Genomic DNA, 16,534 nt, shown 5'->3' on the forward strand with positions numbered 1-16,534 from the left:
TGTTGTTACGATACTTTGTGAAAAAATAACTTCAATTAATTACCCAATCCAACCAAGCTTATATGATGAACAATTCTACACTATTTAAAGCGTTGTCAGGTTTAGCACTGGCTTCCGTATTCACCCTATCCAGCTGTCAGAAAGAAGACTTTATGGAGGAGCAGTTTCAAACAGATTCTGTTCAAATAAACGCACAACACGGACAGGCTATACCTGGCCAATACATTGTGGTATTTAAAAACGGTTCCAACAATTTAAGCACAACTGGTGTGAGCGCTATGACCATGGCGGGGCGTGCTGCCACAGTGGCGCTTCGTGAGCGAATGTTACTCGCCTCAGGTATAGAGCGTGACGCTATACAGCAAACTTTTGAAGGAAATGTAAACGGTTTTGCAGCCCGACTGACCAAAAATCAGTTAGAGCAACTGCGCAAAAACCCCGAGGTAGCCTATGTAGAGCAAGACCGTATCATTATGCTTGCAAAGCCTGGCACTGATAATACATCAGCGAAAGGTAACAGTGGTAAGACCAAGGACACGAGTGATGACACGACCATAAAAGGGAATGGCAAAACAAAAGACGGCAGCACGGATACGAATACAAAAGGCAACGGTAACGGCAAGAAAAAACTAACTGAGCCAGCCCCAACTGAACCAGCTCCTACTGAGCCAACTCCAACCGAACCTACGCCGACTGAGCCAGCGCCTACGGAGCCCACTCCTACAGAACCAACTCCGACTGAGCCAGCGCCAACAGAACCTGCTCCAACCGAGCCTACTCCTACTGAGCCAAGCCCGGAGCCGGAACCCGAGCAGCCTACCAACAGCCCATATGCTAAAATAACGCCTCTTACAGGCGAAACACTGCCTTGGCACATTGCGATGAACGGCTATGGTGACGGTACCGGTAAAACGGTATGGGTGATCGACTCAGGTATTGATACGGATCATCCGGACCTGAATGTTGACCTTCAGCGCAGCGCATCGCTTATCTATGGGGATGCCTCCATTGAGGATGGTTTTGGTCACGGCACGAATGTGGCAGGTATCATCGCCGCCAAAAACAATGGCACCGGCATGGTGGGTGTAGCAGCTAATGCTACTATTGTTGCCCTTCGCGTATTTGATAACACAGGCTATGGTACAGTGTCGCGTGCTATCAGTGCTGTTAACTATGTGATCAACATGGGGAAACCTGGCGATGTGGTAAATATGAGCCTGGGAGCAGGTATATCTAGCACGCTGGACAATGCTGTGACAACGGCTGCTGGCAGAGGCATTCTGTTTGCCATCGCAGCTGGCAATAGCGCTACAGATTGCTCTGTAAACTCCCCTGCCCGTGTGAATGCGACCGGTGTGTATACAGTTTCTGCTATGGATAGCTATCAAAATCTCTGGTCAAGCTCCAACTACGGTGCTCCAGTTGACTACGCTGCTCCAGGCGTGAGTGTAACTTCTACGCGCATAGGCGGTGGTATCGGTAGCGCCGGAAGCGGCACTTCCCTCGCAGCACCGCACGTGGCTGGTATTCTACTTCTTCGTGGCGAGATATTCTCACAAGGTATTGTAAACGGCGACAAAGACAGCTGGCCAGATCCAATTGCTTCAGTGGAGTAATTCTTATACCTTATAATAAAACGGAAGGCCGCTCTCCAAAGAGCGGCCTTCCGTTTTTACCATTCACTGGCTATTGTTTTACCAGGCGTATTGCATTTTGTACATGGCAACCGACAGTCGGATTTTGAAGTACTCATAGCGTTCTTCCAGGTGCTCAAACAAATCCTTGAGCTTTGCATCCTTGCCGAGGCGCTCAATTGCTTCTGAAATTGCTTCGTACTCACGCTTCGAGACAAAATCGTGAACCGGCACATCGTAGCCTTGCTCCAGTAGCGTAGCAAGGTGAGAATAGATCGTAACAGGATTCAGATTGCGCCGCCTTGCGATTTCCTCCGGACTGAGTCCCTGCTGATATGCCTCCCAAGTAACCAGGTGCGTAGCACCTTTGATCGCGCTGCCTTTTGCCTGCTCTTCTGTCAGAAAAGCAATGATCTCATTTATAAAATCATGACCGTAGCGCTCGAACTTCTGAGCTCCGACCCCACTGATCGCTAACATGGCAATCCGATTCGCCGGCTTCTCAGCTGCCATCTCCTGCAGTGTGCTATCGGTGAACACAACATAAGGCGGTACGTTCTGAGCATCGGCCAGGCGCTTGCGCAATGCCCGGAGACGCTCGAACAGAGCATCTTTAATGATTTCGCGTTTTGGTTTCTCTCTTTGCAGCGTTTCAGTCTGCTGCTTGGCATCCTCAAACTTCACAAGCTCAATCTTACGGCCATCAAAAAGTACCTGTTTGCTCTGTTCCGTCAACTTTAAGGTATAGTTCTGGTCATAGGCCAGTTCAACCAGACCTGCGTTGAGCATCTGGTGCAGGTAGCGGTGCCAGTCCAGGGTGCCAATATCGCGACCTGCCCCGTAGGTTTTGATGCGATCGTATCCGCCGGCCATTACCTGGCTGTTGCGGGAGCCGCGAAGCACGTCAACCAAGAGGCTCATGTTTAATTTCTCTTGCGATCGTGCAATGGCAGACAAGGCTTTCTGCGCGATTAGAGTACCATCAAAACGGCTGGGGGGATTGCGACAAATATCGCAGTTGCCACAGTCCTTAGCCATGCCCTCGCCAAAGTATTGCAGCAAGATGCGTCTTCTGCAGAAGGTGGCTTCGGCGAACTGCTGCATACGTTCCAGTTTCACCAGTTGCAATTCGTTCTGAGCCTTGTCATTCTCCGACAGCATCGAACGCAAATTCATGACGTCAGCAAAACTGTAGAATAAAAGCGCGTCCGATTTGGCGCCGTCGCGACCGGCCCGGCCGATCTCCTGATAGTAGCCTTCTACATTTTTAGGCAGATTGTAGTGGATCACCCAGCGCACATTAGATTTATCGATGCCCATACCGAATGCGATGGTCGCGCAAACGATCTGCACATCGTCACGCAGAAAAGCCTCCTGTGCTTTTGAGCGTTGCTGGGCACTCATACCTGCATGATAGAAAGTGGAATTAAACCCGTTCTCGCGCAGCTTGCCAGATAGGCTTTCTGTTGCTTTACGGCTCAGGCAGTAAATAATACCCGGCTGTCCGGAACGGCGTGACAAGAAATCTGTGATTTTATTGAAACGATTCTGCCCGGGCAGCACTGTGAGGTTAATGTTTGGCCGGTCAAAAGAAGCCACAAACACTTGGGGTTGTCGCAGCTGCAGCTGCTCCTGTATATCCTTTTTAGTAAGCTTGTCGGCAGTGGCAGTGAGCGCCACCACAGGTATAGTCGGGAACTGCTGCTTGAGGGCGCGTAGCTGGGTGTACTCCGGCCGGAAATCGTGCCCCCAGGAAGAGATACAGTGCGCCTCGTCTACCGCGAAAAGGGATACCTGCAATCTCTTCAAAAAAGAGAAAAAACCTGCAGAAAGCAGTTTCTCAGGAGACACATACAGCAATTTGATCTGCCCTGCCAGGCTTTTCTCCTCTATCTTATATTGCTCATCCGTCGTCTGAGAGCTGTTCAGGAAAGCAGCAGGTATACCATTCGCCAAAAGCGCCTCCACCTGGTCCTTCATCAGGGCAATTAAAGGAGATACCACCACGCACAGACCAGGCATAACCACGGCAGGCACCTGGTAGCAGACTGATTTACCGCCCCCGGTTGGCATGAGCACTACTACATCTTTCTGTTGCAGAATATTCGTGATGATTTCCTCCTGCATCGGCCTGAACTGCTCATAACCAAAATACAGTTTTAATGCCTCACGTGCTTCTCTTATACCTAAACTCATGCTTTGTAGAAAGTGTAACGATGCGAAATAGATTTGCTATCCTGAACCCAAAGTTAACCAATATCAGCGTGAAATAGGTTCATGTTTTAGGTATAGGTTTCGGATATACCAACAATGAACACACGCAACCGTATTTTAAAGAAGTATGAACTTTATAAACCAGAAGCTATGAAATCTGAAAGAACCAATGATCTAGAACATGTACTGATCAAATGCATCACCGCTTGCGAGACCTGTGCTACCGCTTGTTTGCAGGAAGACGACGTTAAAATGATGGTACGCTGTATTATGCTCGACCGTGACTGCGCCGACATCTGTACCCTTACCGCGCGTTTTGTTGCCCGCGACTCGGCCCATGCCAAGCACGTAATGAAAGAGTGCATTGAAATTTGTCGACTGTGCGAAGAAGAGTGTCGCAAGCACGATCACGAACATTGCCAGAAATGCGCCGACGCCTGCCGCGAATGTGCTGACGCCTGCGAAGCTTGGATGTCACGCTAAATACCAAATTCTCAAAACAGAAAAGCTCCTGATCTAAACCAGGAGCTTTTCTGTTTATGGTACAGTTGCGTTTAAAAGATCATGTCTAGTATCGCTGAAATAAGAGACAGCAATAAGCTGAATATAAGCGCCCACAGGAAACTATCCACACCGAACCCTCCTATTAGGTAGTCGGCCAACAAAATGATAAGCGCGTTGATGACCAGCAAAAACAAGCCAAGTGTCAGTATTGTAACCGGTATAGTCAGAATAACCAGGATCGGGCGAACCACCGCATTAAGCAAAGCCAGTACGACTGCCAGAATCAGAGCCGTTACAAATCCGTCAATATGTACACCGGGCAGTAAGTAGGCAGCCAAAAGAGCGGCTACACCGGTCAGTAAGATCTTAATGATGATTCCCATTTTGTTTCGATATATAGTGATAGAATGTTATTTCTAACCCGCTATACGGCAAATCGGGAATAAAGGTAAGACTACTGTACTTCCAGTCGCTTTTGAGATACAGCCATCCAGTTACACAACTTATACAACAGTCGCGCGCCTACATTGCCATTCCACTCGCTGTCGCCGGGTGCTACTTCACACAAGTCAAAACCAATGATCTCACGCCCTGATCTCACAAGTGCTTTAATCAGGTATATGGCTTCTTCAAACTCCAGACCACCAGGCACCGGTGTACCTGTGGCAGGGCAAAGTTTCGGATCAAGTCCGTCGATGTCGAAACTGATGTATACCTTTTGTGGAAGCTGGGCGATGATTTTCTTACACTCTTTTTTCCAGCTGTCTCCCGCATACATGTTCTCTTTCAGCACACTGTCATAGAAAATAGCCACCCGTCCGTTTGACTGATTAGCCAGTTCCGCCTCTGCCTGACAAATATCGCGTATACCTACCTGCACCAGTTTTTTAACCTGCGGCAGTTGCAGCGCATTGAACATGATGGAAGCATGCGAATACTTAAAGCCTTCATAGGCATCGCGTAAATCGGCGTGTGCATCGACCTGCAGGATACCGTATTCCTCGTGGCGCTCGGCCAACGCATGCATCAGTCCAAGCGGTGTGCTGTGGTCGCCGCCCACTACGCCAACCAGTTTACCCTGGTCCAGGTAGCTGTGCGCCTTTGTCTTGAGCCACTGCAGCAGTTCCTCTCCTTTTTCAGTCACTTCTGCTGGCAGGTTCTCAAACTCCGCTCTGTCCGTTTCCGGGCTTCCATCTTCCAGCCAGTTGATATAATTCTCGGCCCGCTGGCGCAGGTTATCACTTACTACTGCCCATTCTTCAGAGATTTCCTCCATCGCTATACCCAGTTTCCAGGCGTCTTTGATGGCAGGCTCAAACAAGTCGAGCTGTGGGGAGGCATCTTTGATGGACTGTGGTCCTGCTGCTGTACCGGCACTGTAAGACACCGTTACTTCCCAGGGCACAGGTATAAGGACAACCTCTGATTCTTCAATAGTAAATGGCAAACCGAAAAGGCCGCCATTCACGTCGCCCACCCCGTTCGGGTCAAATGATGCGATCTTCTGTTGTTTGCTATTGGTTGGTTGGTTCTGCTGAGTACTCATCAGTTACATGTTCAGGTTTTGTGTTTAAAAGCTCCTTCACGAAGTTAGGGAGTGCGAAGGCAGCCATATGCACTTCTTCATTGTAATATTTGAGGCCCTCTTTTTTGGAAAACGCTGCAGCTGTCTCAACATCAAATTGCAAAGGTCTGGCATCACCTTTTGCTGAATACGAGAAACTCCAGGTGCCGGTCGGGTAAGTAGGTATAGCCGCCAGGTAGCAGTATACTTTATCTTGTCCGAATATCTTCTTATAAGTATCGTAAATTTCAACAAAAACAGCCGAGTTGAAGCGAGGTGACTCACTTTGTGTGATCATCACACCGTCTTTTGTCAGGCAGCGGTATACTTCCTGATAGAACGCTGCCGTAAACAGGCCCTCACCCGGCCCAACCGGATCAGCAGAGTCTACTATGATCAAGTCGTAGTGCTCATTAGCACACTCTTTAATATATTTGATGCCATCCTCAATCAGCAGGTTCAGACGCGGGTTATCGAAGGCTACGGCTGTTTCAGGAAGGTGCAGCTTACAGGCCTCGATCACGAGCTCGTCGATTTCTACCAGTGTGACCTCCTCCAGATGCTCATGGCGCAGCAGCTCCCGTACGGTACCACCGTCGCCTCCTCCTATCACCAGTGCACGCTTTGCGGAGCGGTTGCTAAGCATCGGCACATGCGTGATCATCTCATGATATACGTACTCATCCTTTTGTGTGCACATCACCATGCCATCCAGCGTCAGCATGTTGCCGTAAGCCAGTGTCTCGTATACCTCTACCCGCTGATAGTCTGAGTCTTTTTTATAAAGCTGATTGCCGGTATGCTTCAGGGATAAAGCGATGTTCTCATCACGCTCTGTGAACCAAACGTCTCTTGTAATAGAACCATCTGCCTCAATTGTTTTGGCAGACGCGTCACGAAGGCTCTCCAGGTTGAAGTCGTTGCGCTTCAAAAGACTTAATTGGCCGCGGCGCAGCTCCATGGAAGATCCATGACCGGACTGGAAGGCCTCTTTCAGGTAGGTATAAGAAACCCAAGGGTCAACCGAGTCGCCGCAGGTAAACAGGTCTACGGCTGCATAGCCATACTCAGGCCAGGTATGGATGGCCAGGTGGCTTTCCTGAATCACCACCACTCCGGATACACCATAAGGCGAGAAGTGATGGAAAGTACTGTTGATGACGGTGGCCCCGGCCGTTTCGGCGGCGGCAACCATACTGTTTTCGATGTGGATCACATCGTTCATTAATTCAGGGGAGCAATCGTAAAATTCAACTAAAATGTGTCTTCCTAAAGCGTTCATCAATTGACTTAGTGGTTTCTTGAAAATAAAAATGCAAAAAAACGAAAACTGACGCTATAATCAAACTACGCCATCTAGTTAGAACTGTGCGAGCCGTCCCCTTCACGAGCATAGTATAGCATAAAAAGCGGACGAGCTATACCTGTGGGGATAAACCAGACAGGTATAGCTCGTCAGTTATTTTATTTGAATCGGTTATAAACAGGTATACGACAGGCTGTTTATACTTTAAATGTTCTGATGATTTCAAGCATCTTGATCAGGGTGCCTGTATCGAAAAACAATAGCAAGGGAAGTTCTATATCTTTTGAATTATGCTGGAACTTAGTGATGACTGTGAACACAAGTGGCTGGAAAAGCGGATGCTGTACCAGGATATCCTTCAGTGAGTTCGCAATGTGGCTTTTAGGCGCTTTCGGGGGCGAGCCGTAAATGTTGCTCTTCAGGATGTTAGCCAGCTGGGTGACCAGAGCTCCCGTTATAATATTGCTGATTTCGAGTAGCAGTGACTCCTGCATCACATTCAGTTCGCCCTTCTGCACATTCAGCATGCTGAGGCACACATTGGAGAGCAGTGTGATGTGCTCATCTGAAAAGAGCATGAGCGTAGCGCCGTTAAAGTCACCTTTTATATCAGACTGAATGATAAAGTGTGAGTTTTCATATTTGGCGATAAGCGAAATAAGGTCTTTTACTTCGATCAGTTGCACATCGGGCACCTTGAGCATAACCTTATCTTTGGCGATCGTGGCAAAAGAATCAGCGGCGCGTGCCAGTCCTATATTGAGGATTTCTTTGATAATATCCTTTTCCAACTCGGTTACATGCGTATCCATCATGTTCATCGTGTTATAAATTCCGTAATCCATCGCCTCAGTTCCTCATCTTTTGTTCACAAAGTACTTAGTGATAGCAGGCACGTCCAGCACCAGGCATACCTTGCCTGTACCCAGCAGCGTGACACCGCCATATAAATCTATGCTATCCAGTGGCTTGCTAAGTGGCTTCACTACTATATCCTGTTGCCGGTAAAGCTTATCCACTATCAGGCCGAGCTTGCGGTTGTTGTAGGTAACAATAATGATGTTCTGTACCTGTCCCTTTAACCGTGTTTTATCACCCAAACGCATCTGGCTTTCCTCCATGTTCAGGAGCTCGTCCAGGTATACGACCGTTACTGTTTCTCCTTTAATGTCGGCGACAAGCACCTCTCCTACTTCGTGTAGTTCGTCTTTATCCAGCGCTACCACGGAATCGGTGTGGATCAGTGGGATGGCATAAAAAATACTGTCTATTTCAAATAAAAGGGCTCCCTTAACGGCAATAGAAGTCGGTAATTGCAGAATAAAAGAGGTCCCTTTCCCTTTTTCTGACTCTATACGTATGCGCCCGCCAATTGAATCGATCGCATTTTTCACGACATCCAACCCTACGCCCCGGCCAGAGAACTCTGTCACTTCCTTGGCCAGCGAGAAACCGGGCTCAAACAGGAAAGAGTACACTTCTGAGTCCGGAAGCCCGTCAGCTACATCCCCTGAAACCAGATGTCGTTCAACAGCGGCTCTCTTCACTTTTCCGACGTCTATACCTCTTCCATCGTCTGTCAGGGTGATAATTACACTTTCGCGGTCGCTGCGGGCAGAGAGCTGCAGCGAACCGGCTTTAGTTTTACCCACCTTCGACCGCTGTTCAGGTTTCTCAATACCGTGCGTGATTGCATTGCGCACCAGGTGCAGCAGCGAGTCTGTTATGATCTGCAGAATATTTCGGTCAATCTGAATATCCTGACCGCTTAACTCCAGATTGACTTCCTTTTTCTCGGCAGTTGAAATATCGCGTACAACTCGCGGAAATTTATTGAACAATGTACCGATGCTTACCAAACGCGCATCCATCACACTGTACTGCAAATCCTCTGTAATGCGGTACAAATGTGAACTCACCATCTTTAGCTCATCATTGTCCAACTCGCGGCTGAGCGAGAGTATACGGTCCCGGTCAATGATCAGCTCACCTACCAGGTTCATGAGGTGGTCCAGCTTTTTGACCTGAATGTAAATGAGATCAGATAGCGTCAGGTTGCGGGAGGTGCTGAATTTCTGCACCTTGGCCAACTCTACAGTGCTATCTGAAAGACTGTCGACTACGATATCCAGGTTTCGGATTAGAACCGGGTCAATTTCTACCTGACGTTCGCTGTCGATGTTTTTGATCAGTTCACCGAGCAGGTCGATCCCATCAAACAGAACGCCTACCACTTCATCACTGAAACTCAGCTCTTTGTTGCGGATCAGGCCAAATGCTGTTTCGAGTTTATGCGATACGTCAGAGATCTGCAGGTAACCGATCGCCTTCGCGTTCGCCTTCAGGTTATGTAGCATACGGAATATCTCCGCCAGCACCTGATCGTCCTGCGGTTTTTTTTCCAGTTCGCTGATGAGCCTGTTGAGGGCGTCGTAATACTCCAGCGCTTCTGCTATAAATATCTCTTTATACTCCTGCTCTCTCGATTTCATGAATTAATGTCAGTTGTACTGACTTGCTGCTGTCCTGCAGCCACATACCGGTTCAGGTACTGGCCTATTTCTGACAAAGGCAGCACTTTGTCGGTGTTACCGCTCTCTATGGCTGATTTGGCCATCCCAAAAATGGCCGACGAAGCCTCGTCCTGTGCTATAACATGTCCCCCTTCCCGTTGTGATATGGCCATAACTCCTGCTGTGCCGTCTTTGCCCATACCTGTGAGTATGACACCTATCACGCGTCGTACGCCGCTTTGGGCGACCGCTATCATCAGCTGATCGACTGATGGCAAATCGTGCTCTGCTTCATCGCCTACATTAAAGCCGACCTTCAGGCTGGAGGCATTTCCCATCACAGTATGTACAATCATATTTCTACCTCCAGGGGCAATAACTACATGACCGGGTCTAGGTATCAAACCTGTACGGCCCTCCGTCACGGTCAGCCCCGTCATGCCTTTGAGTCTGCGAGCGTAACTGTGCGTGAACTTTGGCGGCATGTGTATGGCAACTAAAACAGAAGCCTTTAGCTTCGGGTCTAATTGCCGTATGATTTGCTCCACTGCCTGCGTTCCGCCTGTTGAAGCACCAATCACAATGATGATATCTGCTGTCGCATTCCGGTGCCTCTTTTGCTCAGTCAGGTGCAGAATCTGTGCTTCTTCACCCAGCATGCTCAAGCGCTTTTTAGGATCCCAGTATTCGGAATCCCGCACTGCGGCTACTTTCCTGCGGATCTCCTCCGCAATGGTTCTGTAGGCTGGTCTTGCTAATGGATCTGGCTTCAGAATCATTCCATAAACTCCCAGATCGATAGCCTCCTGGAGAAGTTCCAGACTCAGCTGTTCTTTCCCCACCAACATTATGATCGGTGTCGGGCACTCACTGAAGATCTGCTTGAAGACAAGTAAATGCTCGTTATCCCGAAGATCCACAGAAGCAAGTATGACATCTGCTTTCCGGTGACGCAACGTTTCCAACACCTGAGCTCCGTTAGAAGCAAGACCTATCACTTCCAGATCAGGTGAATGACTGAGTATGCTCTCAAGCACCAGGCGAGCATGACTTGATCCGTCAGCAACTAGGACTTTCAGCCTGCTATTCTGTCCTTTCAAAGTACGACTCCTTTCCTTCTACCAACAATAAGTACTCCTACAGTCAGAATACAGCTATTCTTCCAGCGCTTTCTTAACAACCTCCAGCACCCGCTCTTCTGAGAAAGGCTTTACGATATAAGAAAGAGCCCCGTACTCCAGTGCTTCATTCACGATCACTTCCTGCCCTACGGCGCTCACAATCACGATTTTCATATCAGGCTGCTCGGCTTTAATACCCTTCAGCACATCAAGTCCCGTATTGTCTGGCAGGATCACATCGAGCGTAATCAGGTCAGGATTGGTTTCCTTAGCCAGTTCCAGCGCTGTTTGCCCGTTTGGAGCCTCTCCAACTATCTCATAACCTGCATCTGTGAGCATGTTCTTGAGCATGGTGCGCATGTAGAAGGAGTCATCTACAATCAGAATTCTTTTCATACTTTAAAGTATAGCTTCAATTTGAATGAATTGCTTTAATTATTTTTCAGCTCCCTTATCTCATCCTGGGTCAGGATCTTGTACATATCCAGTACAATGATTAGGCGGTTATTGACCTTGGCAATACCTTCAATGTAATTTTCGTGGATATTGATATCCTGCAAAAACGAAGGAGTCTTGTCAATCTTGGTCATCGAAAGGTTCAGGGACTGTGGTACTTCGCGCACAATCACGCCTATACTGTATTCCCTTGCTTCTATTACCAGGGTATAGGTAATGTGTGGATTTACGTCACTGGCCAATGGAACGGATCGTATGCCAAAGCGCTCTTCCAGATTCATAATGGCGATAATGTCACCCCGAATATTGGCTACACCCTTGATAAAATCAGGCGTCCGTGGCATACGGGTCACATTTGGCGTTACCGTCACCTCTTTTACCTGGTCGATCTTAATACCGTACTCTTCAGAGCCAAGTTTAAAGACGATCAGGTGAATCATCTCATCCTTCACGGCTTCAGGCTTAGCCAGACTCTCTTTAGCGGGAGCTGCCGCAGTCGCAGCCGTATTACCCTGTCCGGGTGCAACTGCTGCGGCAACGGATTGTTCCTCTTTCTTACTTGTCTTTTCTTTCATCAGTCCGGAACGGATTATTTGTTGTCCTCGCTGTTTTTATTTCTGGAGCTAACCGAGCTCAGACGTGAGTTGCCAGCCAATTGCTTCTGCTTCGGCTTGGTAGGCATAGAAGCCAGACGACGATTATTCGGGCTGTGGTTGAACACCAGGTTTCCATCCACCAGTTTGAAGGCGGAGATACTGATCTGCAGGTCTGCGGCAATGTCGTTCAGGTTCTGCGAAGACGAAGTAAGTTCCTGCATTGAGGCGGACAGCTGTTTGGCTGTGCTCGCTACCTGCTGTGTACCAGAGGCCGTTTGCTCGGCAATCGCTACCACTTCTTCCACATACTTCACTACGTCGCCGATCGACGACTTCTGCACCTCAGTTGCTGTCAGGATGTCCTGTGCCGAACGAAGCGTTTCACCAGAGGAAGCGGCAATGTTCTTGAAGGCGCCAGATGCTTCGAATGTCGCATTCTTTCCTTTCAATACACGGCCTTCCATGGTGGAGATCGCCATTGCGGCAGAGGCGGTATCTTTTTTCACATCTTCTACCAGCGTATTGATCTCGTTAGCAGATTTGCGTGATCCCTCGGCAAGTTTGCGGATTTCTTCGGCTACTACCGCGAATCCGCGTCCTGCCTCACCGGCACGGGCCGCCTCAATGGCAGCATTCAGGGCAAGCAGGTTCGTTTGTGCGGCAATGTCAGTGATCACACCAAGTGATTTTGAAATCTCTTGCGAGCGGGCGCTAAGTACTTCAATTGTTTTAGAGGTGAGCGAGGCTGAACTGGAGATCTCTTCCATGTTCTTCACCACTTCGGCCACTGTTTTCAGACCCAACTGAGAAGTTTCCTCACCCAGCGTGGCGGATTTGTTCACTACTTCTGCACGTGCTGCCGTGTCCTTCGTCGTTTTCATGATCTCTTCGATCAGCTTGAAGGCCTGGTCTGTCTTGAGGGCCTGATTCTGGGCACCTTCCGCCATTTGCTGCATTGCAAGTGCCACATCAAGCGTCACACGGTTCATTTCAAGGCCTTTATCAGCCATTTCTTCGGAAGAGCTTCCTACTACAAGCGATGAGTCATTGATCTCACCAAGAAGCGCGTTCAGGTTGTCAACCGCTAGGTTCAGGGCATTGGCCATGTCCAGGATATCACCAGCGGTATGGGCCTCTACTTTCTGGGTCAGATCACCCTCTGAGATAGCGCGCACCACGCGGGATACTTCCAGTACCGGCGTCACGATGGACTCCAGCAGGTCGTTGAGCGTATCCACCAGTTCTTTCCAGCTACCGCCCACACCTTGCAGGGTGGCTCGCTCGGTCAGTTTTCCTTCGACACCCGCTACTCTCGCCACACGGCTAACCTCACCCGCCAGACGGTTCAGGTCAACCACCATGGTGTTGATCGTGTCGGCCAGTTCAGCTACCTCTCCTCTTGCTTCGAGGGTCAGTTTCTGGGTCAGGTCACCTTTTGATACGGCCGTTACTACACGTACTATACCTCGTACCTGGGTTGTCAGGTTAGAGGCCATGGTATTTACATTATCAGTCAGGTCTTTCCAGGTGCCCCCTACATTTGGTACGTTGGCTTGTCCACCCAGTTTACCCTCGGTTCCCACTTCGAGCGCCACACGGGTTACCTCACCTGCGAAAACGTTGAGCGAGTCCACCATGCGATTCATGTTTTCCTTCAGTTCATTCAACTCACCCTTCACATCCACAGACACTTTCTGCGTCAGGTCGCCTTTCGCCACGGCAGTTGCCACTTTAGCAATGTCGCGTACCTGCAGCGTCAGGTTGGAGGCCATGGTGTTCACGTTGTCGGTGAGTTCCTTCCAAGTACCGCGTACTTTCGGCACGTTGGCCTGGCCGCCGAGGCGTCCTTCCGTACCCACCTCGCGGGCCACTCTCGTTACTTCGTCAGCGAAGATATTGAGTGAGTCCACCATCTGGTTTAAGTTCTCCTTCAGATCCAAAATCTCACCGCGGGCTTCCACCGTGATTTTCTGGCTCAGGTCTCCTTTAGCTACCGCGGTCGCTACCTTGGCAATATCACGCACCTGAGATGTCAGGTTAGAAGCCATGTAGTTTACGTTGTCAGTCAGGTCTTTCCAGGTTCCGGCTACGTTTGGTACATTGGCCTGTCCGCCCAGTTTACCTTCGGTACCCACTTCACGAGCCACTCTTGTTACTTCGTCACCGAATACGTTCAGAGAATCCACCATTTGGTTAAGGTTCTCTTTCAGGTCAAGCAGTTCGCCACGTGCCTCCACCGTGATCTTCTGGCTCAGGTCACCCTTCGCCACGGCAGTTGCTACTTTGGCTATACCTCGCACCTGTGTGGTCAGGTTGGAGGCCATGGTATTTACATTATCGGTTAGGTCTTTCCAAACACCGCCCACGTTTGGAACAGTAGCTTGTCCACCCAGTTTACCTTCGGTACCCACTTCCAGCGCCACACGGGTTACTTCACCGGCAAAGATATTCAGGGAGTCCACCATGCGGTTGATGTTTTCCTTCAACTCGCCCAGTTCACCTTTCACATCCACAGACACTTTCTGCGCCAAATCACCTTTCGCTACTGCAGTCGCTACGTTGGCAATGTCGCGTACCTGCAGGGTCAGGTTAGAGGCCATGGTATTCACGTTGTCGGTCAGGTCTTTCCATACGCCACCCACGTTTGGCACGGATGCCTGGCCACCCAGGCGACCTTCAGTACCTACCTCGCGGGCCACTCTCGTTACTTCGTCAGCAAAGATGTTGAGCGAGTCCACCATCTGGTTTAAGTTCTCCTTCAGGTCGGCAAGTTCGCCTTTCACATTCACTGTGATCTTCTGGCTCAGGTCACCTTTCGCCACGGCGGTTGCTACGTTGGCAATGTCGCGTACCTGCAGGGTCAGGTTGGAGGCCATATAGTTCACATTGTCGGTGAGCTCTTTCCAGATACCCGCCACGTTCGGCACGTCGGCCTGACCGCCTAGTATACCTTCGGTACCTACCTCACGTGCTACACGGGTTACTTCCGCGCCAAACACATTCAGTCGGTCCACCATTTCATTCAGGATGTCCTTCAGATCACCCAACTCTCCTTTCACGTCTACAGACACTTTCTGAGTCAGGTCTCCTTCGCCACAGCAGTTGCTACTTCAGCAATGTCACGTACCTGCAGGGTCAGGTTGCCGGCCATCAGGTTCACGTTGTCGGTAAGCTCTTTCCAGGTACCTTCTACATTCGGTACAGCTGCCTGTCCGCCTAGTTTACCTTCTGTTCCTACTTCACGGGCAACCCTTGTTACCTCACCGGCAAAGATGTTGAGTGAGTCTACCATCTGGTTGATGATATCTTTCAACTCAGCCATCTCACCCCGTACATTCACCGTGATCTTCTGCGTCAGGTCGCCTTTCGCAACTGCCGTAGATACGTTTGCAATATCGCGCATCTGAGAGGTCAGGTTGCTCGCCATCGTGTTCACGTTGTCGGTGAGGTCATTCCATACACCACCCACGTTCGGCACTTTGGCCTGGCCACCTAGACGTCCTTCTGTACCTACCTCACGTGCAACACGCGTTACTTCGTCCGCAAAGATGTTGAGCGAGTCCACCATCTGGTTCATGTTGTCCTTCAACTGGGCAAACTCACCGCGTACATCCACTGATATTTTCTGAGCCAGGTTACCTTTCGCCACTGCAGTTGCCACATTCGAGATGTCACGCATTTGCAAGGTCAGGTTACTGGCCATTGTATTTACATTATCGGTCAGGTCTTTCCAAACGCCTGCCACGTTCGGTACCGATGCCTGGCCACCGAGTTTACCCTCAGTACCCACCTCAAGCGCCACACGCGTTACCTCACCGGCAAACAGGTTCAGGTTGTCGATCGTGCGGTTGATGGTTTCGGCCATGACCTTGAAGTCCCCCGATACCGGGATCTGGAATGTTTCGTCGAGGTTACCACGCGAGATGTTCTTCAGTACTTTACCCACTTCAAGCACTGGAACCGCAATGGAATCCACCAGGCCGTTGATGTTGTTGATCATGTCCTTCCAGAAACCAGAAGCGTTCTCTGCCGAGGCACGGGCTTTCAGGTTCCCCTCTACTCCTGCCACTTTCGAGATGCGTGACACCTCTCCACCTACACCGCCGATCATTTCCACCATCGAGTTGTAGGCTTCGGCGATCTCTGCGAAAATGTCGTCGTTCTGTTTGGTCAGACGAACCGAGATATCCCCTTTCTTAAAGGCATCAAGGGCATAAAGCACTTTGTTTAGCTGTTCGCCAATATATTCCGGGCTGGATGGCAGCACCTGTTTGCGGCTCTGCTTTCCGTTGGGTGCGCTTTTCACAGCAAGCGAACTAGTGCCTGCTTCTTTTCTGGCAGCAGTATCAGGGGCTTCCGTCCTGGCTGCAGGAGCATTGGTACTTTCCTGTTTCAATTGAGGCGGCTCCTGTTTCTCGTCCACAGTCGTAGTGGCAGCAGGCATCTGCTGTTTCGCTTTCGCGCGCGATGGAGTCGTCTTTTCTGGTTGGCTGGTTTCTACGTCACTAATGAGCTTGTCTTTGCTCAGCTTCAAATTTTTACCTAAGGCCATATGTTTAGGGTTGTATAGGGTTTGTTAACTGTTCGGCCCTTCGTCAGCATCAGTTTTAGCTGACTGGCTGAACA

13 protein-coding genes are annotated in these 16,534 nt (G+C 49.7%); 2 read left to right on the forward strand and 11 right to left on the reverse strand.

The genetic code is table 11. The annotated features are described in order from the left end of the window. The first annotated feature begins 62 nt into the window (after nucleotides 1-62). Nucleotides 63-1,616, forward strand: coding sequence for a S8 family serine peptidase (locus AC4QZR_RS04795; RefSeq protein WP_494479869.1), 1,554 nt, complete (start codon nucleotides 63-65; stop codon nucleotides 1,614-1,616). A 78-nt stretch (nucleotides 1,617-1,694) separates the two neighbouring features. Here the strand turns inward: AC4QZR_RS04795 and recQ are convergent, their stop codons facing one another. Beyond that, entirely contained in the window at nucleotides 1,695-3,830 is a 2,136-nt protein-coding gene (gene recQ, locus AC4QZR_RS04800; RefSeq protein ID WP_494479870.1) for a DNA helicase RecQ, read from the reverse strand. 168 nt (nucleotides 3,831-3,998) lie between these two features. Between recQ and AC4QZR_RS04805 the strand changes: the two genes are divergently transcribed. Next, entirely contained in the window at nucleotides 3,999-4,331 is a 333-nt protein-coding gene (locus AC4QZR_RS04805) for a four-helix bundle copper-binding protein (RefSeq protein ID WP_253404802.1), read from the forward strand. Between the two features lie 71 nt (nucleotides 4,332-4,402). On the opposite strand, the gene AC4QZR_RS04810 is transcribed toward AC4QZR_RS04805, so the two are convergent. The 10 genes from AC4QZR_RS04810 to AC4QZR_RS04855 form a co-directional block, all read right to left on the reverse strand. After that, complete coding sequence (locus AC4QZR_RS04810) at nucleotides 4,403-4,735, reverse strand: phage holin family protein (protein WP_494479871.1); 333 nt, start codon at nucleotides 4,733-4,735, stop codon at nucleotides 4,403-4,405. A 71-nt stretch (nucleotides 4,736-4,806) separates the two neighbouring features. Then, on the reverse strand, nucleotides 4,807-5,898 hold the full coding sequence (locus tag AC4QZR_RS04815; protein WP_494479872.1) for an agmatinase family protein: 1,092 nt from the start codon (nucleotides 5,896-5,898) through the stop codon (nucleotides 4,807-4,809). Beyond that, entirely contained in the window at nucleotides 5,867-7,198 is a 1,332-nt protein-coding gene (speE, locus tag AC4QZR_RS04820) for a polyamine aminopropyltransferase (RefSeq protein ID WP_494479873.1), read from the reverse strand. The genes AC4QZR_RS04815 and speE overlap by 32 nt, the downstream gene beginning before the upstream one ends. A gap of 221 nt (nucleotides 7,199-7,419) precedes the next feature. Then, entirely contained in the window at nucleotides 7,420-8,067 is a 648-nt protein-coding gene (locus AC4QZR_RS04825) for a chemotaxis protein CheC (protein WP_494479874.1), read from the reverse strand. Nucleotides 8,068-8,079: 12 nt separating this feature from the next. Further along, complete coding sequence (locus AC4QZR_RS04830) at nucleotides 8,080-9,714, reverse strand: chemotaxis protein CheA (protein WP_494479875.1); 1,635 nt, start codon at nucleotides 9,712-9,714, stop codon at nucleotides 8,080-8,082. Then, entirely contained in the window at nucleotides 9,711-10,835 is a 1,125-nt protein-coding gene (locus AC4QZR_RS04835; RefSeq protein ID WP_494479876.1) for a chemotaxis protein CheB, read from the reverse strand. The genes AC4QZR_RS04830 and AC4QZR_RS04835 overlap by 4 nt, the downstream gene beginning before the upstream one ends. A 54-nt stretch (nucleotides 10,836-10,889) precedes the next feature. Next, nucleotides 10,890-11,252 carry a response regulator gene (locus AC4QZR_RS04840; RefSeq protein WP_188502988.1) on the reverse strand — a complete coding sequence of 121 codons (363 nt, stop codon included), beginning with the start codon at nucleotides 11,250-11,252 and terminating at the stop codon, nucleotides 10,890-10,892. A 35-nt stretch (nucleotides 11,253-11,287) separates the two neighbouring features. Next, nucleotides 11,288-11,887, reverse strand: coding sequence for a chemotaxis protein CheW (locus tag AC4QZR_RS04845; RefSeq protein WP_494479877.1), 600 nt, complete (start codon nucleotides 11,885-11,887; stop codon nucleotides 11,288-11,290). A gap of 14 nt (nucleotides 11,888-11,901) precedes the next feature. Next, nucleotides 11,902-14,979: a HAMP domain-containing protein gene (locus AC4QZR_RS04850; protein WP_494479878.1), complete on the reverse strand. Its 3,078-nt coding sequence runs from the start codon at nucleotides 14,977-14,979 to the stop codon at nucleotides 11,902-11,904. Nucleotides 14,980-14,987: 8 nt separating this feature from the next. Continuing rightward, complete coding sequence (locus AC4QZR_RS04855) at nucleotides 14,988-16,460, reverse strand: HAMP domain-containing protein (RefSeq protein WP_494479879.1); 1,473 nt, start codon at nucleotides 16,458-16,460, stop codon at nucleotides 14,988-14,990. Nucleotides 16,461-16,534: the final 74 nt, after the last annotated feature.

Source organism: Pontibacter sp. YIM B11418 (assembly GCF_059278805.1).